Source organism: Marinactinospora endophytica, from assembly GCF_054780875.1.
Window position 1 is genome coordinate 446,176 of record NZ_BAAGVM010000003.1, and the last position, 19,975, is coordinate 466,150.

General features: G+C 72.1%; 19 protein-coding genes and 1 riboswitch. Of the genes, 16 read left to right on the forward strand and 3 right to left on the reverse strand.

Annotated features, from left to right (window positions below; translation table 11 throughout):
- Positions 1–16 precede the first annotated feature (16 nt).
- A complete protein-coding gene (locus tag ACYVHU_RS08620) occupies positions 17–250 on the reverse strand; it encodes an Lrp/AsnC family transcriptional regulator (protein ID WP_078762756.1) in 234 nt (77 codons plus the stop codon).
- A 101-nt stretch (positions 251–351) separates the two neighbouring features.
- Here ACYVHU_RS08620 and ACYVHU_RS08625 point away from each other — a divergent pair, with 101 nt between their 5' ends.
- Together ACYVHU_RS08625 and ACYVHU_RS08630 are read left to right on the forward strand one after the other, a co-directional pair.
- Complete coding sequence (locus tag ACYVHU_RS08625) at positions 352–1,311, forward strand: thiamine-phosphate kinase (protein ID WP_078762757.1); 960 nt, start codon at positions 352–354, stop codon at positions 1,309–1,311.
- Positions 1,312–1,556: 245 nt separating this feature from the next.
- Entirely contained in the window at positions 1,557–2,324 is a 768-nt protein-coding gene (locus tag ACYVHU_RS08630) for a cellulose binding domain-containing protein (RefSeq protein WP_078762758.1), read from the forward strand.
- A 122-nt stretch (positions 2,325–2,446) separates the two neighbouring features.
- Here the strand turns inward: ACYVHU_RS08630 and rpmB are convergent, their stop codons facing one another.
- On the reverse strand, positions 2,447–2,632 hold the full coding sequence (rpmB, locus tag ACYVHU_RS08635; protein ID WP_078762759.1) for a 50S ribosomal protein L28: 186 nt from the start codon (positions 2,630–2,632) through the stop codon (positions 2,447–2,449).
- Positions 2,633–2,960: 328 nt separating this feature from the next.
- Between rpmB and recG the strand changes: the two genes are divergently transcribed.
- From recG to ACYVHU_RS08705, 14 genes are all read left to right on the forward strand, one after another.
- Complete coding sequence (recG, locus tag ACYVHU_RS08640; RefSeq protein WP_078762760.1) at positions 2,961–5,159, forward strand: ATP-dependent DNA helicase RecG; 2,199 nt, start codon at positions 2,961–2,963, stop codon at positions 5,157–5,159.
- A 97-nt stretch (positions 5,160–5,256) separates the two neighbouring features.
- Complete coding sequence (rsmD, locus tag ACYVHU_RS08645; RefSeq protein WP_078762761.1) at positions 5,257–5,838, forward strand: 16S rRNA (guanine(966)-N(2))-methyltransferase RsmD; 582 nt, start codon at positions 5,257–5,259, stop codon at positions 5,836–5,838.
- A gap of 68 nt (positions 5,839–5,906) precedes the next feature.
- Complete coding sequence (coaD, locus tag ACYVHU_RS08650; RefSeq protein ID WP_078762762.1) at positions 5,907–6,389, forward strand: pantetheine-phosphate adenylyltransferase; 483 nt, start codon at positions 5,907–5,909, stop codon at positions 6,387–6,389.
- Positions 6,390–6,556: 167 nt separating this feature from the next.
- Complete coding sequence (locus ACYVHU_RS08655; RefSeq protein ID WP_235001055.1) at positions 6,557–7,105, forward strand: YceD family protein; 549 nt, start codon at positions 6,557–6,559, stop codon at positions 7,103–7,105.
- A gap of 157 nt (positions 7,106–7,262) precedes the next feature.
- Complete coding sequence (gene rpmF, locus ACYVHU_RS08660; protein WP_078762763.1) at positions 7,263–7,442, forward strand: 50S ribosomal protein L32; 180 nt, start codon at positions 7,263–7,265, stop codon at positions 7,440–7,442.
- Positions 7,443–7,693: 251 nt separating this feature from the next.
- Positions 7,694–8,410 (forward strand): ribonuclease III, encoded by a 717-nt coding sequence (gene rnc / locus ACYVHU_RS08665; protein WP_078762764.1) that lies wholly within the window; start codon positions 7,694–7,696, stop codon positions 8,408–8,410.
- 3 nt (positions 8,411–8,413) lie between these two features.
- The gene (gene mutM, locus ACYVHU_RS08670; RefSeq protein ID WP_078762765.1) at positions 8,414–9,283 is read left to right on the forward strand and encodes a bifunctional DNA-formamidopyrimidine glycosylase/DNA-(apurinic or apyrimidinic site) lyase; all 870 of its coding nucleotides are present in this window, start codon (positions 8,414–8,416) and stop codon (positions 9,281–9,283) included.
- A 46-nt stretch (positions 9,284–9,329) separates the two neighbouring features.
- The gene (locus ACYVHU_RS08675) at positions 9,330–9,611 is read left to right on the forward strand and encodes an acylphosphatase (protein ID WP_078762766.1); all 282 of its coding nucleotides are present in this window, start codon (positions 9,330–9,332) and stop codon (positions 9,609–9,611) included.
- Between the two features lie 324 nt (positions 9,612–9,935).
- On the forward strand, positions 9,936–10,130 hold the full coding sequence (locus ACYVHU_RS08680; RefSeq protein ID WP_078762840.1) for a hypothetical protein: 195 nt from the start codon (positions 9,936–9,938) through the stop codon (positions 10,128–10,130).
- Between the two features lie 360 nt (positions 10,131–10,490).
- Positions 10,491–14,045 (forward strand): coiled-coil domain-containing protein, encoded by a 3,555-nt coding sequence (gene smc, locus ACYVHU_RS08685; protein WP_498948051.1) that lies wholly within the window; start codon positions 10,491–10,493, stop codon positions 14,043–14,045.
- A 100-nt stretch (positions 14,046–14,145) separates the two neighbouring features.
- Positions 14,146–14,214: riboswitch (cobalamin riboswitch) on the forward strand.
- Positions 14,215–14,310: 96 nt separating this feature from the next.
- A complete protein-coding gene (locus ACYVHU_RS08690) occupies positions 14,311–15,258 on the forward strand; it encodes an ABC transporter substrate-binding protein (RefSeq protein ID WP_498948053.1) in 948 nt (315 codons plus the stop codon).
- Between the two features lie 3 nt (positions 15,259–15,261).
- Positions 15,262–16,293 (forward strand): FecCD family ABC transporter permease, encoded by a 1,032-nt coding sequence (locus ACYVHU_RS08695; RefSeq protein ID WP_498948054.1) that lies wholly within the window; start codon positions 15,262–15,264, stop codon positions 16,291–16,293.
- Between the two features lie 74 nt (positions 16,294–16,367).
- Positions 16,368–17,558 (forward strand): signal recognition particle-docking protein FtsY, encoded by a 1,191-nt coding sequence (ftsY, locus tag ACYVHU_RS08700; protein WP_078762769.1) that lies wholly within the window; start codon positions 16,368–16,370, stop codon positions 17,556–17,558.
- 291 nt (positions 17,559–17,849) lie between these two features.
- Complete coding sequence (locus ACYVHU_RS08705) at positions 17,850–19,148, forward strand: ammonium transporter (RefSeq protein ID WP_078762770.1); 1,299 nt, start codon at positions 17,850–17,852, stop codon at positions 19,146–19,148.
- 112 nt (positions 19,149–19,260) lie between these two features.
- Here the strand turns inward: ACYVHU_RS08705 and ACYVHU_RS08710 are convergent, their stop codons facing one another.
- Positions 19,261–19,950: a hypothetical protein gene (locus tag ACYVHU_RS08710; protein ID WP_078762771.1), complete on the reverse strand. Its 690-nt coding sequence runs from the start codon at positions 19,948–19,950 to the stop codon at positions 19,261–19,263.
- Positions 19,951–19,975: the final 25 nt, after the last annotated feature.

The following is a 19,975-nucleotide window of genomic DNA, read 5'->3' on the forward strand; positions in this document are numbered from 1 at the left end:
GGTCACCGCTCCAAGGTCAGATGTTCACGATCGGGCACGTGAGCGTGCGCGAGATACCGGCCAGCCGCTGGATGCGGGCCACCACGAGACGGCCCAGCGCGTCGACGTCCTCGGCCTGCGCGCGCACCACCACATCGTAGGGGCCGGTCACGTCCTCGGCCCGGGTCACCCCGTCGATCTCCGCGATCTCCCGCGCGACGTCTGCCGCCCGGCCGACCTCGGTCTGGATCAAGATGTAGGCCTGCACCATGGAACACCCCTCTCACATCGGATACGGCCGGGCCGGGCCGCGCCGTCCGGTGGACGCGGGTCTAGACCACTGGGCCGGGAGGTCACCGTACCCTGTGGTCTGTGCTGAACACCATCGGGGCCCTCGGGGAGTTCGGGCTGATCGCCCGGCTCACCGCCGGCTTCCCCCAGACCGACGACGTGATCATCGGCCCCGGCGACGACGCCGCCCTCGTACGCGCCGGCGACGGTCGGGTGGTGGCGACCACCGACCTGCTGGTCGAGGGGCGGCACTTCCGGCGCGATTGGTCCACGGCCCGTGACGTCGGGCACAAGGCCGCCGCGCAGAATCTGGCCGACGTCGCCGCGATGGGGGCCCGCCCCACGGTGCTCCTCCTGGGCCTGGCCGCCCCACCCGAGCTGCCCGTGGACTGGGTCGACGGGTTCGCCGCGGGGCTCGCCGCCGAGTGCGCGGCCGCGGGCGCCGCCGTCGCGGGCGGTGACACGGTGGGCGCGGCCACGCTGACCATCGCGATCACCGCGCTGGGGGACCTGGGCGGGGTGCCCGCCGTCCGCCGGGACGGGGCCCGTCCCGGTGACGTGGTGGCCGTCGCCGGGAACCTGGGCATGTCGGCGGTCGGCCTGGACCTGCTCCGGGCCGGCCTGCCGGGTCCCGACCCCTGTCTCGACGAGCACCGCAGACCGCGGCCGCCCTACCGTGAGGGGCCGCGCGCGGCGGCGCTGGGGGCCAGCGCGATGCTCGACGTCAGCGACGGTCTGCTGCAGGACCTCGGGCACATCGCCGCGGCCAGCGGCGTCGCCATCGACCTGGACCCCGCCGCGCTGCGCCCGGCCTCGGAGGTGGAGGAGGCCGTGGCCCGCCTCGCCGCCGCGGGCGCGGATCCCCGCCGCCCCCTCGACTACGTGCTGGCCGGAGGCGAGGACCACGCGCTGGCCGCCACGTTCCCCGCGTCGGTCCGGCTGCCCGGGCGGTGGAGCATCATCGGACGGGTCGACGCGGGGGAGGGGGTCACCGTCGACGGTTCCCCGGCGGCGCCATCCGGTTGGGACCACTTCTCCTAGCCGGACCGCCCGCTCTCCGCCGCGCCGTCGGTGACCAGGACGAGAACTGGGGGCCGGCGGGAGAACGCCGGAGATGTCGGTTATGTGGATTGAATCGCGCTAAGCTCTGCCCCGCACCGCCGGACGAAGACGTTTCCGGTTCCGCGCGACGGGACGTCACCCCCGGAACCGGCGGCACGCGGAACAGGCCCCACATCCCCGGCGGCCCAGAAGGTCATCACACGGCGCGGAGGGAAGGCGGAGCCATGGCCCGGCACCACGGTGGATCCCAGGGCGGACAGCGCGGCGCGCACCGGGCGGAGCCCGCCGACAGCGGTCCCCTGGCCACCGTCGGCCATGTCCTCGGCAGCACCGTCCCCAAGCGGGTCCGGCCGCCCCGGCCGCTGCGCGTGATGGTCGTCTCCGGCGTCACGATCGGCCTGGTGCTGTTCGGTTACAGCACCACCCAGGTCTACCTGCACTTCACCGAGCCCGAACCCGGGTCCGGGGCCTCCGCGCTCCCTGAGGGCGACACCCACGGCGGCCCCATGGCCGCGCCCAGCGACGCCCCGTCGGCCAGCCCGCGGGCCACGTTGTCGGCCGCCCCCTCACCGAGCGCGCGGCCCAGCGCGAGCCCCCGGGCGAGCGCCACGCCGGAGCGGCAGGAGGCCTCTCCCGCGCGACAGGAGGAGACGACGGCCGACGAACAGCGTGAAAGCGCCGCCTCGCCCCGTGCCGCCGTGTCCTACAGCTCCGTCACCTACTCCGAGGACTCCTTCTCCGGACAGGTGGTCATCACCAACAACAGCGACAGCGTGCTGGAGGGCTGGGAGCTCACCCTCGGCTTCGAGAACGTCCGCGTCACCGCGGCCTGGGAGGTGGACTGGGAGGCCACCGGCAACGGTGTCGTCGCCCGCCAGACCCACTACGAGGGCGGTCTGGCCCCTGGGGAGTCCAAGACCGTCAACTTCACCGCCGAGGGACCGGCGCAGACCCCCTCCTGCTCGCTCAACGGCGTCTCCTGCGGTCTGTAGCGCGGGCGGCGCCGCTCCCGCGAACGCGGTGCGGGGCCGGGCAGAGCCGCCACAACGCCGAAGAAGCGCCGCTCCCCGAGGGGAACGGCGCTTCCCGGTGAATCTGGGAACCGCTCGCGCGTCTAGCGGTCGACCTTGCCGGCCTTGATGCACGAGGTGCACACGCTCAGGCGCTTGGGCGTACCGCCCACGCGCGTGCGCACGGTCTGGATGTTGGGGTTCCAGCGGCGGCGGGTGCGGCGGTGCGAGTGGGAAACACTGTTACCGAACCCTGGTCCCTTGCCGCAGACGTCGCAGACGGAAGCCACGGTAACTCCATTCAAGCGCTCGGGTCCGCGCGCTTTCGCGTGCGTGTGCGACCCGAGAGGTCTGGTCGAGATCAGGTCGGCGCGAAGCGCCAACCTCGGAAGCGTACACGACGGACCGGACCCCATCGAAACGAAGTCCCGCCGAGTACGCGCGAGCGAGACCGGTCGGGACCGGCCCCGTCCGGCCGGGGACCCCGAAGAGCACGGGCATGCCCCGACATGAACGCTCCGCCCAGTATAGACCCGTCCGGCTCCGCCCTGGTCACGACAGAGGGCGCGGCTAGGATGCACACGGGTCCGGTCGCAGGCGTCGGGGGAGGTCCCAGTGATGGATACGGACGAGCCGCTGCGTAAGACGCTCGGCGACCGCACCGCGAAGAAACTCGCCACCGCCCTGGACCTGCACACGGTCGGCGACCTGTTGCGCCACTACCCGCGTCGGTATGCGACCCGGGGCGAGCTGACCGATCTGGCCGGGCTGGCCGAGGGCGAGCAGGTCACCGTCATGGCCGAGATCGCGCGGGTGGGGACGCGCCGGATGCGCAACCGCCGCGGCGGCATCCTGGAGGTCGTCGTCACCGACGGCCGCGGCAAGCTCACCCTCACCTTCTTCAACCAGCAGTGGCGCGAACGCGAACTCGTTCCGGGCCGTCGCGGCCTGTTCGCGGGCAAGGTCTCCAGCTATCGGGGCCAGCGGCAGCTCGCCCATCCCGAGTACCAGCTCTTCGCCGCCGACGCCGAGAACAGCGCCGAGGACCAGGCCAAGGCGTTCGCCGAGGAGATCATCCCGGTCTACGCCGCCTCGTCCGACCTCGCCTCGTGGAAGATCGCCCAGTGTGCGGGGATCGTCCTCGACCAGCTCGACGAGGTCGCCGACCCCTTGCCCCCCTCGGTGCGCTCCGCCCACGGCCTCATCGGCCTGCGCGAGGCCTACGAACTCATCCACCGGCCCGCCTCGCACGCCGATATCGCGCGCGCACGCAAGCGACTGAAGTGGGACGAGGCGTTCGTGCTCCAGGTCGCGCTCGCCTCCCGGCGCCGCGACGCCCGCTCCCAGGCCGCCCGTCCCCGGCCCAGGCGTGCGGGAGGACTGCTCGACGCCTTCGACGCCGCGCTGCCCTTCACCCTGACCCAGGGGCAGCGCGAGGTGGGGGATGTCATCGCCGCCGACCTCGCCTCCCCCCATCCCATGCACCGGCTGTTGCAGGGCGACGTCGGCGCGGGCAAGACCCTGGTGGCGTTGCGGGCGATGCTCCAGGCCGTCGACGCCGGTGGACAGGCCGTCCTGCTGGCCCCCACCGAGGTGCTCGCCCAGCAGCACCACCGCTCCATCAGCGCCATGCTCGGCCCGCTCGCCCGGGCCGGGCAGATCGACGGGGCCGAGCACGCCACGCGGATCGCCCTGCTCACCGGGTCCCAAGGGGCCGCGGCGCGGCGCGAGGCGCTGTTGGAGGCGGCCTCGGGGGCCGCCGGAATCGTCGTGGGCACCCACGCGCTGCTCCAGGAGCACGTCTCCTTCGCCGACCTGGCGCTGATCGTCATCGACGAACAGCATCGCTTCGGCGTGGAACAGCGCGACGCGCTGCGCGAGAAGGCGACCGACGGGCGTCCGCACGTCCTCGTCATGACCGCCACGCCCATTCCGCGCACCGTGGCGATGACGGTCTATGGCGACCTCGACGTGGTGGCCCTGAGGCAGCTGCCGGACGGCCGCGCGCCGGTCGCCACCCATCTCGTCCCGGCCCGTGACAAACCGCACTACCTGTCCCGTGCCTGGGAACGGATCCGCGAGGAGGTCGCCCAGGGGCGACAGGCCTACGTGGTGTGCCCGCGCATCGGTGGCGGCGACGAGGACGCCGAGGTCCCCGTTCCTTCCCCGGAGGGGGACGCCGGCGAGGGCGACGCGGTCCGCCGCCCGCCCCTGGCCGTCCTGGACCTGGTCACCGAGCTCGCCGAAGGGCCGCTCGCCGACCTGGAGGTCCAGGCGTTGCACGGCCGGCTGGCCCCCGAGGACAAGGACGCGGTCATGCGTGGTTTCGCGGCCGGCAAGATCGACGTGCTCGTCGCGACCACGGTCATCGAGGTCGGGGTCGACGTCCCCAACGCCACGGTCATGGCGATCATGGACGCCGACCGCTTCGGCGTCTCCCAGCTCCACCAGCTCCGCGGCCGGGTCGGACGCGGCGGCCTGCCGGGGCTGTGCCTGCTCGTCACCGACGCCGAGGAGGGGACGCCCGCGCGTGAGCGGCTCGCCGCGGTCGCCGCCACCACCGACGGGTTCGCGCTGTCGGAGGTCGACCTCGAACAGCGTCACGAGGGTGACGTTCTCGGGGATGCCCAGTCCGGCCGGCGTTCCTCGTTGCGCATGCTCACCCTGTTGCGCGACCGTGAGCTCATCGGCCAGGCGCGGGAGGAGGCCACCGCCTTCGTCGAGGCCGACCCGGAACTACGGTCGCACCCGCCACTGGCCACGGCCCTGGCCGAGCTGCTGACCGAGGAACGCGCCGAGTACCTGGAGAAGGCCTGACCCGGCCGACCGGGCGGCCGTCACCGTCCCGCCCCCCGGTCGGCCCGTCCGGCCCGAGACCACCGTGTTCCCGTCTTAGAGGAGTCTTCGTCCCGACATGACCCGCATCATCGCCGGCACCGCGGGCGGCCGCAGGATCGCCGTCCCCGAAGGTCGCACCACCCGTCCCACCAGCGATCGCGCCCGTGAGGGGCTGTTCGCCTCCGTGTTGTCGGAGCTCGGCTCGTTCACGGGGGTGGCGGTCCTCGACCTGTACGCCGGATCCGGTGCCATCGGCCTGGAGGCGCTGTCGCGCGGCGCGCGGCACGCCCTGCTGGTCGAGGCCGATCGGCGCGCCTCCGCCGTGATCCGCCGCAACATCGCCGAGCTGGGGCTGACCGGCGCGCGGCTGGTCACCGACCGGGTGGAACGGGCGCTGGCCCAGGGACCGGCGGGGGAACGCTACGACCTCGTCGTCGCCGACCCTCCCTACGCCGTCACCGACGCCGAGATCGCCGACGTGCTGCGCGCGTTGCGCGACCACGGCTGGCTGGCCCCCGACGCGCTGCTCGTCGTGGAACGGGCGAGCCGCGGGAACGGCCCGCACTGGCCGGAGGGGTACGAACCGGGCCGGGTGCGTCGTTATGGCGAGGCCGCGCTTTGGTACGGTCGCGCCGCGAGTCTCCCCGGCCAGGGCTGACCGTTTCGGCACAATTGCCGGCAGGTGGCTCGCGGACCATTGCCAGTCACCAGAGAGGATTGGTCCACGTGCGCCGTGTCGTCTGCCCCGGATCCTTCGATCCGGTCACCAATGGACACATCGACATCATCGGTCGCGCCGCCCGGCAGAACGACGAGGTGATCGCGGCCGTCCTCACCAACGTGAGCAAGCGCGGCCTGTTCACCGTCGACGAGAAACTGGAGATGCTGGAGGAGTCCACCAAGGACTTCGACAACGTCCGCACCGCCAAGTTCGACGGCCTGCTCGTCGACTTCTGCCGGGAGAACAACGTCTCGGCGATCGTGCGCAGCCTGCGTTCGGTCAGCGACTTCGACTACGAGCTCCAGATCGCCCAGATGAACTACCAGCTCTCCGGGGTGGAGACGCTGTTCATGACGGCCAACCCGCAGTACTCCTTCCTCAGTTCCAGCCTCGTGCGCGAGATCGCCCAGTACGGCGGCGACGTCTCCAGCCTGGTCACGCCCTACGTCGAGGAGCGGCTGCGGATCAAGTACCGCGACAGGCGCTGATTTGGGTCGGACCTCCTCCTGTCGCTAAACTCAGACCTCGACTGTGCCCGTGGCCCGGTCGAGCGGCCGTCGGTCACCGTCGGTCCCGTATCCGCCCTCCCCGCCAGCGGGGATGTCCCAGTGAAAGCGCGATCACTCTGTCTCGTCTAGATTCCCGCGCCCCTTTCGTGGTCGACACCCGGCCGCTGGGGCGTCAGCCCGGCTCGATGCGCACGGACAAGCGCATCGTTCCCGCTCCCGGCGCGCTCGCGACCGGGATGACCACCGTGCCCGAGGGTTCCGACATCGAGTTGGACCTTCGGCTCGAGGCGGTCATGGAGGGCGTCCTCGTCACGGGCGGGGTACGGGCGCGGACCGAGGGCGAGTGCGCGCGCTGCCTCGACCCCCTCGCCGAGGAGATCGAGGTGGAGTTCCAGGAGCTCTACCACTACCCCTCCGACGATGACAACGGCATCGCCGGGACGGAGGCGGACGCGGAGTCCGAGGATGAGGACTACTATCTTGAGGGCGACCTGATCGACCTCGAACCGGTGGTCCGCGACGCGATCGTGCTCGCGCTGCCCCTCTCGCCGCTCTGCCGGGAGGACTGCCCCGGCCTGTGCGTCGAATGCGGCGTGAAACTCGCGGACGCCGGCCCTGATCACGGTCACGGCGATCGCATCGACCCCCGTTGGGAGTCGCTACGGAAGTTGGGCGAGCGGCCCGACGACCAATGAGTCCGAGCTCCCGGACCGGACGGCGAGCCCCGCGTAGGCGGGGGAGCCCCGCCCCGATGGGGACCGGGCCGAAGGAGCAAGGTGGTTCCCCACAGGCGTGGGGATGACCCAGGAAAGTGAGCTCCCCCGAGCGCGGGGGTGACCCAGGAGGATTGAAGTGGCCGTCCCGAAGCGGAAGATGTCGCGGAGCAACACCCGCACCCGCCGTTCCCAGTGGAAGGCGTCGCGCCCGGTGCTGGTCAACTGCCCGCGCTGCCGTGACCCGAAGCTTCCGCACGTCGCCTGCCCGACGTGCGGCACCTACAACAACCGGCAGGTCGTCACTCCGGCGTCCTGACGCAGGCGAGGCGGGTCCGGATTCCGGGCCCGCCTTTCGTCCTTGGTCCCCCAATCGGACCGGAGACGGGAACATCCCGAGGCCGTGGTGGCCGCCGGGGAGGCGTGTCCTCCGCGACGCTCACCTCGCTCTCGAGCGTCCTCCGCCGGCCCGACACAAGCGCAGCCGTATCAGATCCGGGCGCGCCCGACGGGGCCGCCGGACGCCGGCGCGGCGTGGTGCCGCGCGGCAGGAAGGGACGTGAACGCCGAGTGGCCACCCAGTTGTCCGCGGCCGAGACCCGCGAGTTCCACCGCGCGATCGGGGTCGAGGTCGATCCCAAGGTCCTGGCCCGCGCGCTCACCCACCGGTCCTACGCCTACGAGAAGGGCGGCCTGCCCACCAACGAGCGCCTGGAGTTCCTGGGCGACTCCGTGCTGGGCCTGGTCGTCACCGACACGCTCTTTCGCGGCCACCCCGACCTGCCCGAGGGACAGCTCGCCAAGCTGCGCGCCGCCGTGGTCAACATGCGCGCCCTCGCCGACGTGGCCCGTGAGCTGGGGATCGGCCGCTACATCCGGTTGGGCCGGGGCGAGGAGGGCACCGGGGGGCGGGACAAGTCCTCGATCCTGGCCGACACCCTGGAGGCCATCATCGGCGCGGTCTACCTCGACCGGGGGCTGGACGAGGCGTCGAGGCTGGTGCACCGCCTGTTCGACCCGCTGATCGCGCGGGCCTCGGGGCTGGGCGCCGGACTGGACTGGAAGACCTCGTTGCAGGAGCTCACGGCGGCCGAACTGCTCGGCGTTCCCGAGTACCACGTCGAGGAGAGCGGCCCCGACCACCAGAAGACGTTCCGGGCCACGGTGCGCGTGGCCGGCCAGAGCTACGGCATGGGCGAGGGACGCAGTAAGAAGGAGGCCGAGCAGCAGGCCGCGGAGTCCGCGTGGAAGGCGATCCGCCGCGCCGGCGGGTCGGACGAGGACTGAGCCGTGCCCGAGCTGCCCGAGGTGGAAGTCGTCCGGCGCGGTCTGGAGCACTGGGTCGCCGGTCACACGATCGGTGAGGTGGCCGTTCTGCACCCGCGCGCGGTGCGCCGCCATGTGCTCGGCCCCGCTGACTTCGTGGGGCGATTGGCCGGGCATAAGGTCACCGAAGTGTGTCGGCGCGGCAAGTACCTGTGGCTGCCGCTGGACTCGGGGGACGCGCTGCTGGCCCACCTGGGCATGAGCGGCCAGCTCCTCGTGCAGCCACCGCACCTTCCGGCAGAGCGCCACCTGCGGGTACGCCTGCCGCTGGCCCACAGCGAGCGTGAACTGCGCTTCGTCGACCAGCGGACGTTCGGTCACCTCATGGTGGACCACCTCGTCCCCGACGAGGCGGGAGTGGGACTGCCCTCCGTCATCGGCCACATCGCGCGCGATCCCCTCGATCCCGCCTTCGACGACGACGTCTTCATCGCGGCGTTGCGCCGTAGACGCACCGGGATCAAGCGGGCGCTGCTGGACCAGTCGCTGATCAGCGGCGTGGGCAACATCTACGCCGACGAGGCGCTGTGGCGCGCGCGACTGCACTGGGCGCGCCCCACCGAGACCCTGCGCCGTTCCCAGGTGGAAGGGTTGCTGGCCGACGTGCGTGACGTCATGCGCGACGCGCTGGCCGAGGGCGGGACCTCCTTCGACAGCCTCTATGTCAACGTCAACGGCGAAAGCGGGTACTTCTCCCGGGGGCTCAAGGCCTATGGGCGGCGCGGGCTGCCGTGCGAGCGGTGCGCCACCTCGATCCGGCGCGAGGAGTTCATGAACCGGTCGTCGTTCAGCTGTCCCACGTGTCAGCGCGCGCCACGCGAGGCGCGCCCCTGAGCGGCGAGCGGACCGGGGTCTTTTCCGTCCAGGAGGGAGAACGGCGATGACGGCGCAGGAGGTCCGGTTGACCGCGTGGGTGCGCGGTCACGTCCAAGGGGTCGGATTCCGCTGGTGGGTGCGCTCCAGGGCGTTGGAGCTCGGACTCGCGGGGGCGGCCACCAACCTCGACGACGGTCGGGTCGAGGTGGTCGCCGAAGGGCCGCGGGACCGGTGTGAGGAATTGCTCGCGCGTCTGAAAAGCGGCGCCACGCCTGGTCGGGTGGATTCGGTCGGGCAACGCTGGACGAATTCCACGGGTTCCTTCTCCGGTTTCGTGGAACGGTGAGTATGCTAGTAAGGCGACGCGGTTCGCGGCTGCCACCCGATGGGCATCGGGCCATCGCTCCGGCGGGGGTTTCAACCGGGGCGGTGCGACGGGGGAGACCCCCGGGGGTACCCGATACACGAACCGTGCGCTGTGACCTGCCCGGTTACTGACAGTTACTTTGTATTCCGTCCAAATCTTGACCAGCGCCTCACGCGGTGAGACTCTGGAAGGCAAACCGCACGCCTTTCTGACCGCGACACGGCCATGAAGTCCCGGCCGTTGGTCTCGCGGATCCACGTGCGTTGATCCGTGTCTGGTCACTCAATGTGGAGGACCCACATCATGGCGAAGGCTCTGTTCGGCCACGTCGGAGGTCCTGATCCTCGCATGGTTCAGGAGATGCGGCGTCTGCAGAAGCGGGTACGCGACCTTGAGGACGAGGTCGGCCGGCTCCAGGCCCAAAACGACCAGCTCTCGGCTGCTGCCACTGACGTCTCGGTCAGGGCGACGGCCGATCGCGAGCCGGCTCTGGCCTGACGTCTCCGGCGTTCACCCGCGCTACTGACGAGAACACCTGCAAGGGACGCCCCCGGGAACTTTTCGGCGTCCCTGAGCGGCCGGTGAAGGAAAAGCACTCCTTCCCGCCTGACGTTTCGATCGGATTCACCGGGGATTTACCCCAAGATCTTTTCCGGCAATCCTCGGAGATCCCGCGGAAACGGCTCCACAGGGTCACACACGTGGAGCCGTCCGCCCCGCCGCCCCTTACCCTCCTCCCGCCCCGCCGGGGGGCATCGCGTGGCGCTCGCCCCACCCGATCGGTGATGCGGCACCGAGTCCTCCCAGTTCGTGGCACCCTTACCAGGGAAGTCGCGAGTGGAGGAGGGAGACCGCGCCGTGTACCTGAAGAACCTCACACTGCGCGGGTTCAAGTCGTTCGCCTCGGCGACCACGCTGCGCTTCGAACCCGGCATCACCTGTGTGGTCGGCCCCAACGGATCGGGCAAGTCCAACGTCGTCGACGCCCTGGCCTGGGTCATGGGGGAGCAGGGCGCCAAGTCGCTGCGTGGCGGCAAGATGGAGGACGTCATCTTCGCGGGCACCTCCTCGCGCGCGCCGCTGGGTCGGGCCGAGGTCAGCCTCACGATCGACAACAGCGACGGGGCCCTGCCCATCGACTACACCGAGGTCACGATCCGGCGGACCCTGTTTCGCAACGGCGGCTCCGAGTACGCCATCAACGGCGACACCTGCCGCCTCCTCGACATCCAGGACCTGCTCAGCGACTCCGGCATCGGCCGCGAGATGCACGTCATCGTGGGCCAGGGGCAGCTCGACACGGTGCTGCACGCGGGGCCCGAGGAGCGCCGCGCCCTGATCGAGGAGGCCGCGGGCATCCTCAAGCACCGCAAGCGCAAGGAGAAGGCCCTCCGCAAGCTCGACGCGATGCAGGGCAACCTCGACCGCGTCACCGACCTCACCGCGGAGCTGCGCCGCCAGCTCAAACCACTCGGCCGCCAGGCCGAACTCGCTCGTCGCGCCGCGGTCATCCAGGCCGAGCTGCGCGACGCGCGCCTGCGCCTCCTCGCCGACGACATCGTCACGTTGCGCGAGGCGCTGCGCAAGGAGGAGGCCGACGAGACGGCCGTGCGCGAGCGCCGCGCCGCGGCGGAGAAGGCGCTCGCCGCTGCGCAGGCGCGCGAGGCCGAGCTCGACGCCGCCGCGACCGCCGCGGCGCCCCTGCTCGCCCAGGCCCAGGAGACCTACCACGGGCTGTCGCGGCTCAAGGAGCGGCTGGACGCCGTGGCCGGGCTGGCCGCCGAGCGGCACCGCCACCTCTCCGGCGACACCATCGAGGAACGCCGGGGCCGCGACCCCGAGGAGCTGGAGGCCGAGGCCGAACAGGTCCGCGCCCAGGAGGAGGAGCTCGCCGAGCGGCTGGAGGACGCCCGCGCCGACCTGGAGGTCGCCGTCGCCACGCGCGCCGCGGCCGAGGACGCGCTCAAGGCCGAGGAACGGCGCCTCACCGCCGCCTCCCGGGCCGCCGCCGACCGCCGCGAAGGGCTGGCGCGCCTGCGCGGCCAGGTCGAGGCCCTGCGCAGCCGGCTGGCCGCCAGCGAGGCCGAGGTCGAGCGGCTGCGCGAGGCGGCGGCCGAGGCGGGGGAGCGGGCCGAGGCCGCGCGCGCCGAGTACGAGGAGATCCGGGCCGACGCCGAAGGGCTGGAGCTGGGCGACGGCGAACTCGACGCCGCCCAGGAGGAGGCCGGGCGCGTGCTGGCCGACGCCGAGGCGCGGTTGAGCGCGGCCCGCGCCGCCGAGCGCGCCGCCGAGCGCGAGCGGGCCGCACTCGCCGCCCGCAAGGAGGCCCTGGAAATGGGGCTCAGCCGCAAGGACGGGGCCGCGGCCCTGCTCGCGGCGGGTGAACGCCTGCCCGGGGTGCTGGGCTCCCTGGCCGCGCTGCTCCAGGTGGAACCGGGAGCCGAGACCGCGGTCGCCGCCGCGCTGGGCTCGGCCTCCGACGCGGTGGCGGTCGAGGCGGCCGACACCGCCGCCCACGCCCTCGACCTGCTCAAGACCGATGACGCCGGACGGGCCGGGATCGTCATCGGCGCCGCGGCGGAGGGCGCGCCGCCGCGCGCGCAGTGGCCGGACCTGCCCGATGGGGCGCGCTACGCCGTCGACGCCGTCCAGCCGCCCGCCGAGCTGCGGGCCGCGGTGACCACCCTGCTGGACCGCGTGGTGTTGGCCAAGGACGCCGCGACGGCTCGGCTCCTGGTGGCGCAGCGCTGCGAACTGCGCGCGGTCACCCCCGACGGTGACGTCTTCGGCGCGGTGTTCGTCCACGGCGGTTCCTCCGCCGTTCCCAGCCTCCTGGAGGTCCAGGCGGCCGTCGACGAGGCCGCCGAACTCCTTGAGGAGGCCGCGGCGGGATGCGAGCGGGCCGCCGCCGAGCTTGAGGCGGCCGAGCGGGAACGCGCCGCCGCCGCGGCGACCGTCGCCGACATCGCGGCTCGCCGCCGCGACGCCGACAGGCAGCGCAGCGAGGTCGCCCGGCAGGTCGGCAAGCTGGGCGGGCAGGCCCGGGCCGCCGAAGTCGAGGCCGAGCGTTACGTCGCCGCCGCCGAGAAGGCCGCCCGGGGACGCGAGAGCGACCTGGAGCGCCTGGAGGAACTGGCGCAGCGACTGGCCGATGCCGAGGCCGAGCCGTTCGACGACGAGGAGCCCGACACCGCGCTGCGCGACGAGCTCGCCGACAACGCGGCACACGCCCGCTCCGAGGAGATGGAGGCGCGCCTGGCCGTGCGCACGGCAGAGGAACGCGCCCGCTCCATCGCGGGACGCGCCGAGGGGGTGCTGCGCGCCGCGGCCGAGGAGCGGCGCGCCCGCGAACGCGCCGCGCGCCGCCGCGAACTGCGGCGGCGCCAGTCCGCCGTGGCCAGCGCCGTCGCCGACGCGGCGGCCGAGGCGCTGCGGCGCATCGCCGTCTCGCTGGTCGCGGCCGACGGCGAGCGCCGCGAGGCCGAGGACGCCCGCGCCGCCCGCGACGCCGAACTCAAGACGGTGCGCGCCCGGGTGCGCGAGCTCTCCGTCGAGTTGGAGAAGCTCCTCAACGTCGTGCACGGCAGCGAGGTGGCCCGAGCCGAACGTCGACTGCGACTCGAACAGCTGGAGACCAGGGCGGTCGAGGAGTACGGGGTCGAGGTCGACGTCCTCATCGCCGAGTACGGGCCGCGGGTGCCGATCCCGCCGCCGCCCGACGCGGCGCCGGGCGAGGACGTCGCGATCCCCTTCGTGCGCGAGGTGCAGGAGAAGCGCGCCCGGACCGCGGAGCGCCAGCTCAACCAGCTCGGCAAGATCAACCCTCTCGCGCTGGAGGAGTTCGCGGCGCTGGAGGAGCGGCACGCCTTCCTCACCACACAGCTGGAGGACCTGAAGAAGACCCGGCGTGACCTGCTGACGGTGGTCAAGGAGGTGGACGACCGGGTCCAGGAGGTGTTCGCCTCGGCCTACGCCGACGTCGAACGCGAGTTCGCCGGGATCTTCGGACGCCTCTTCCCCGGTGGTGAGGGGCGTCTCATCCTGACCGACCCCGACGACATGCTGACCACGGGGGTCGAGGTCGAGGCCCGCCCGCCGGGCAAGAAGGTCAAACGCCTGTCGCTGCTATCGGGTGGCGAACGCTCGCTGACGGCCGTGGCGTTCCTCGCCGCGATCTTCAAGGCGCGTCCCTCACCCTTCTACGTCATGGACGAGGTCGAGGCGGCGCTGGACGACATCAACCTCCAGCGCCTCCTGGTGATCTTCGAGGAGCTGCGCTCGACCTCCCAGCTCATCGTCATCACCCACCAGAAACGCACGATGGAGGCCGCCGACGCGCTCTACGGCGTCACCATGCAGGGCGACGGGATCTCCCAGGTCATCAGTCAGAAGCTCGACCGCAGGGCCGGATGACCATCGCGCCCATTATCAGGCGAAACGGGTAGAGTTGGACGGTCGGGCCCGCGACGGCGCAGCACACGCCGCGCGGGTCGACCGCGCCGCGCGAGCGAAGTCCGGTGAGAATCCGGCGCTGTCCCGCAACTGTGACGTCCGTCCCCGTAGGGGAGGGACGCGAGCCAGGTCGCCTCGCGCGGACGCAGGCGTCCACTGTCCTCGTGGGAAGGGCAGTCCGTCCGACCGGGCTCCGAACTTCCCCGCGTTCCCGTAAAGGAGTCCCGTGCGCATCGCACGCAGACTGGCGGCCGTGCCGCTGCTGGCCGTTCTCGCCCTCACCGGCTGCTCGGGCCAGACCTCATCCTCCCCCTCTCCCGAGTCCAGCCCCTCCGCGGCCGAGGGCTTCCCGGTGACCGTCACCGACGCCCGAGGCGAGGTCACCTTCGACACGGCACCCGAACGGATCGTCTCGCTGTCCCCCAGCACCACCGAGATGCTGTTCGAGATCGGCGCCGGCGAACAGGTCGTCGCCGCAGACGAGTACTCCAACTATCCGGAGGAGGCTCCCACCACCGACCTGTCCGGTTTCACCCCCAGCGTCGAGGCCATCAGCGGCCACGAACCGGACCTGGTCATCCTGGCCCGTGACGCCGAGGACGCCGCCGCCCAGCTGGAGAAGATCCACATCCCGGTCCTGGTGCTGCCCGCCGCCGAGACACTGGACGACACCTACGCCCAGATGCGGCTGCTCGGCGAGGTCACCGGCCACGCCCAGCAGGCCGACGAGGCGGCCGACGAGGTGCAGACGCGGATCGAGAAGGTCGTCTCCGAAACCGAGGAGGCCATCGGTGACGTCGAGCTCAGCTACTACCACGAGCTCGACACCGGCATGTACAGCGTCACCTCCGACACCTTCGTCGGCCAGGTCTACTCGCTGTTCGGGCTGCGCAACATCGCCGACGAGACCGAGGACACCGCCGGCGGCTACCCGCAGTTGTCCGCGGAGTTCATCGTCGAGCAGGACCCCGACCTGATCTTCCTGAGCTACCCGGGTGGCCAGGGCAACATCGACGCCCTTGCCGAACGGCCCGCGTTCGACCAGATCACGGCGGTTCAGGAGGGGGACGTCGTGGAGCTGGACGCCGACATCGCCTCCCGGTGGGGGCCGAGGGTGGCCAACTTCGCCGAGGACGTGGCCGGCGCCGTCGTGGCGGCAACGGCGGAGCAGTAGGCATTGCGCCACATCCGCCCGGCGTGGCCCTGGCTGCTCGCCGGGGTGGGAGCGCTCGTCACGGCGGTGCTGTGCGGCGCCGCCGTGGGGGCCGCGGGCATCCCGCCCTGGGCGGCGGCCCTGGACCTGCTCAGCCGTCTCCCACTGGGGATCGAGTCCCCGCTCACCCCGCGCCAGAGTGCCGTACTGACGGAGCTGCGGCTGCCCCGGGTACTCCTCGGCGCGGCCGTCGGGGGGCTGCTGGCGCTCGCCGGCGCCGGTTACCAGGGCGTGTTCCGCAACCCGCTGGCCGACCCCTACCTGTTGGGGGCGGCCAGCGGGGCCGGGGTGGGAGCGACCCTTGTCATCCTCCACGCGCCCGGGCTCTCCCTGGGCCCCCTGCGGCTGATCCCGCTCGCCGCTTTCGTGGGAGCCCTTCTCGGGGTGATCGGGGCCTATGTCCTGGGGAGCCTGGCCGGCCGCGGGGGCACCGCGGCCCTGGTGCTCTCGGGGGTGGCCGTCTCCTCCTTCCTCTCAGCGGTGCAGTCCCTGCTTCAGATGACGCGCACCGAGGACCTGCGGCGCGTCTACTCCTGGATCATGGGGGGCCTGGGCCGGGGCGGATGGGAGGATCTGAGGCTCATCGCCCCCTATGCCATCGTCGCCACCGTGGTGCTGCTGTGCTGCGCACCCCTGCTCGACCTGCTCGCGCTCGGTGACGACAAGGCGGCCAGCCTCGGGTTGAACCCCGCGCTGGTCCGGCTGTTGGTGATCTCCGCGGCGTCGCTGGCGACGGCGGCGGCCGTGTCGGTCAGCGGCCTGATCGGCTTCGTCGGGATCGTCGTGCCCCACCTGGTGCGCCGGTTGGTGGGCAGCGGCCACCACGCCCTGCTCCCGATGTCACTGCTCGTCGGCGCCGCCTTCCTGGTCCTCGCCGACATCGTCGCGCGCACCCTCCTGGCCCCGGCCGAGCTGCCCCTGGGGGTCGTCACGGCCTTCATCGGGGCGCCGTTCTTCGTCATGGTGCTGCGCGCCACCCGCGACCGCGTCGCCTAGCAACGGGGCCGAGAACCGCGCCGTGGGCGGTGCGGCGCGTCCCGGTGCCGCTCTTCTGCGAGACTGGACGGGTTATGGACTACACGATCGTTGCCGTTGTCATCTTCGTCGTCGCCCTGTTGGTGGTCGGCGGCGCGTTCCTGATCAGGCCCCGCAGGCCACAGCCCCCGCAGGAGCAGCCCCGTACCGAGGAGAGCGCGCAGCGCGGTGCCACGGGAACGGCGGTCGCCGAGCCGGAGGAGACCACGGAACCCGCCGGAGCGACCGCTGTCGAGGAGCCGCCGGTCGTTCCGCCGCCGGCTCCCGAGATCGAGATCCCGCCGCCCTCCGCCGGCCGGCTGGTGCGCCTGCGCGCCCGACTCGCGCGCTCCCAGAACGTGTTCGGTCAGGGGCTGCTCGGCCTCCTGTCCAGTGACCGGCTCGACGACGACACCTGGGACGAGATCGAGGACACCCTCATCACCGCCGACGTCGGTGTCACCTCGGCGGCCCAGATCGTGTCGAGCCTGCGCACCAAGGTCAAGGTGCAGGGCACCCGGACCCCCGAGGAACTGCGCGCGCTGTTGCGCGAGGAGCTTCTCGCGCAGATCAACCCCGAACTCGACCGCGCCGTCCGAACCGGTCCCCACGGCGACCGGCCGGCGGTCATCATGGTCGTCGGCGTCAACGGCACCGGCAAGACCACCACGTCCGGAAAGCTCGCCCGCGTGCTCGTGGGCGACGGGCGCAGCGTCGTGCTCGGCGCGGCCGACACCTTCCGCGCCGCGGCGGCCGACCAGCTCGAAACGTGGGGGAGCCGGGTCGGCGCGCCCGTCGTACGCAAGGACGAGGGAGCCGACCCCGCCAGCGTCGCCTTCGACGCGGTCGCCAGGGGGGTCGAGGACCAGGCCGACGTCGTCATCATCGACACCGCGGGCCGTCTGCACACCAAGACCGGGTTGATGGACGAGCTGGGCAAGGTCAAGCGCGTCGTCGAGAAGAAGTCCCAGGTGGACGAGGTCCTGCTGGTGCTCGACGCCACGACCGGACAGAACGGCCTGCGCCAGGCCCGGGTCTTCGCCGAGGTCGTCAACATCACCGGCATCGTCTTGACCAAGCTCGACGGCACCGCCAAGGGCGGCATCATCATCCAGGTCCAGCGCGAGCTGGGGGTGCCGGTCAAGCTCGTCGGGCTCGGCGAGGGGCCCGACGACCTCGCCCCCTTCGATCCGGAGGGCTTCGTCGACGCGATCCTCGGTTCCGATGGCACCGGGAACGGCGCCTGAGCCCGCGCCGTTTCCGCGACGGCCCCTCACCCGACCGGGTGAGGGGCCGTCGCCGTTTTCCGGGGATGCGCGCCAAAGGCCGCCCGATGTGCCCTATGGGCGGGCGATTCACCCCGCCGTAACACCCGCGGCGATGTCTTTACACGGGCGCAACAACCGCGCAGACGACGGGAAACACACCGTCGGGAGGCTGTCGGTCGTGGTCATCGCCGTCGAGCCCGATGACGCGCCCGCGCGGACCGCCCACCCCGACACGCACGTCCACTCCCCCGCACCGACTACGGAGGCGACATGATCGACAGCGGCAACACCGCGTGGGTGCTGGTAAGCGCCGCGCTGGTGATGCTCATGACGCCCGGCCTGGCCTTCTTCTACGGTGGCATGGCCCGCGCCAAGAGCGTGTTGAACATGATGTTGATGAGCTTCACGAGCATCGCGATCGTCAGCGTGCTGTGGGTGCTCGTCGGCTACTCCCTGACCTTCGGGTCGGGGTCCGGTCCGCTCGCCCCCTTCATCGGCGGACTCGACACGGTCGGTCTGACCTCGCTGATCGGCACCGACACCGACGGTCTGCCCGACCTGGTGTTCGCCGGCTTCCAGATGATGTTCGCCGTCATCACCGTCGCCCTGATCAGCGGCGCGATCGCCGACCGCGCGAAGTTCGGTGCCTGGCTGCTGTTCGTCCCGATCTGGGCGCTGATCGTGTACTTCCCGGTCGCCCACTGGGTCTGGTCGGCCGACGGCTGGATCTTCGGCCTGGGCGTCATCGACTTCGCCGGTGGAACAGCGGTCCACATCAACGCCGGCGCCGCCGCGCTCGCCCTCACGCTCGTCCTCGGCCGCCGCAAGGGCTTCGGCTCGGAGTCGATGCGCCCCCACAACCTGCCGTTCGTCCTGCTGGGCGCCGCGCTGCTGTGGTTCGGCTGGTTCGGGTTCAACGCGGGATCGGGCCTGGCCGCCGACGGCACCGCCGCCCTCGCCCTGGTCAACACCCAGGTCGCCACGGCGGCCGCCACCGGCGCCTGGATGCTCGTCGAGCGCATCCGCTACGGCAAGGTCACGGCCTTGGGCTTCGCCTCGGGCGCGGTCGCCGGCCTGGTCGCCATCACCCCGGCCGCGAGCACGCTCACCCCGGTCGGCTCCGTCATCCTGGGCCTGATCGCCGGTGCCGTCTGCGCCTACGCCATCAGCTGGAAGTACAAGTTCAAGTACGACGACGCGCTCGACGTGGTCGGCATCCACCTGGTCGGCGGCATCATCGGCTCGCTCGCCATCGGTCTGCTCGCCTCCTCGCTGGCCTCCGGCGGCGAGGTCGAGGGACTGCTCTACGGCGGCTCGATCTCGCTGCTGGGTCTCCAGGCGCTCGGCGTCTTCGCGGTCCTCGTCTACTCCTTCGCGGTCACCTGGGTCATCGCCAAGGTCATCGACCTGGTCATGGGCTTCCGGATCCCCGAGCACGTCGAGACCAACGGCCTCGACCACGAGCTGCACTCCGAGACGGCCTACGCCTTCGACGACCTCGACCACATCGAACTCTCCTCGCCGACGCCTCCGGGCGAGGAGGTGCCCTCACAGCAGGTGCGGCTCTAGCGGTCTCGACGTTGATTCCGCTGACCACACCATCACTGCGATGGGGGTGAACCGGGCCGGCGCGGGGTTCCCGCGCCGGCCCGGACCCGTCCGCGTCCCCGACCGGCGGGGGTCATCCGGCCGCGCGCACCCGGACCGCGCCGAGCCGATCCCCCTGGAAGTCCAGCTCACCCGCGAAACGCCCGGTCTCGAACGCGATGCCTTCGCGACGCGGCCGGGTCCGCGCGCCGGCCTGGCGCAGCACCGATTCGACGTCCGCGCGCGACAGGGCCGTCAGGTCCGGCCCCGGGCCCTCGTCGAGCACACCGGGCAGTTCCAACCGCCCCTCGGTCACGTCCACCAGTAGTTCCACCACGACGCCTCCCGACAGCCGCAACCGCACCGGCGCCTCCTCGGCGGGGATCACCTGGGCGGCGTTGAGGGGCGCGGCGGTCGCGTCCCACGGTCCCACGACGTCTCGGGCCTCACCCGCGCGGTCGCCGACGCCCAGCGCGCTGAGCCTGCCCTCGGCGACGATCCGGCGCAGCGCCAGCCACGCCTCCTGCAACGGCGTCAACGGCACCCCCGACCACGCCTCGGGCAGAGCGGGCAACGGCGTGGGCGAGCGTGTCACGGCCACATCCTCCGGTCCCAGGCCGGCCGCGGCCAAATAGTCGGGGGCCTGCATGAACGACGTGGCCGAACGGTCGTCCCCCTCCCGCCACAGCGCGTCGCACTCGGGGCACGTCCACACCCGTTCCCCCGTGGGCCTGAGCAGGCGCTCGGTGACGCCGAACGATCCGCAGTCGGTGCAGCGCTCCACGTTGCGGCCTCCTCCCACCCGCACC

Coding starts and splice junctions, on each gene's coding strand:
- ACYVHU_RS08620 (WP_078762756.1), bottom strand. CDS start 250: ATGGTGCAGGCCTACATCTTGATCCAGACCGAGGTCGGCCGGGCGGCA.
- ACYVHU_RS08630 (WP_078762758.1), top strand. CDS start 1,557: ATGGCCCGGCACCACGGTGGATCCCAGGGCGGACAGCGCGGCGCGCAC.
- recG (WP_078762760.1), top strand. CDS start 2,961: ATGGATACGGACGAGCCGCTGCGTAAGACGCTCGGCGACCGCACCGCG.
- rsmD (WP_078762761.1), top strand. CDS start 5,257: ATGACCCGCATCATCGCCGGCACCGCGGGCGGCCGCAGGATCGCCGTC.
- ACYVHU_RS08675 (WP_078762766.1), top strand. CDS start 9,330: ATGACGGCGCAGGAGGTCCGGTTGACCGCGTGGGTGCGCGGTCACGTC.
- ACYVHU_RS08680 (WP_078762840.1), top strand. CDS start 9,936: ATGGCGAAGGCTCTGTTCGGCCACGTCGGAGGTCCTGATCCTCGCATG.
- ftsY (WP_078762769.1), top strand. CDS start 16,368: ATGGACTACACGATCGTTGCCGTTGTCATCTTCGTCGTCGCCCTGTTG.
- ACYVHU_RS08705 (WP_078762770.1), top strand. CDS start 17,850: ATGATCGACAGCGGCAACACCGCGTGGGTGCTGGTAAGCGCCGCGCTG.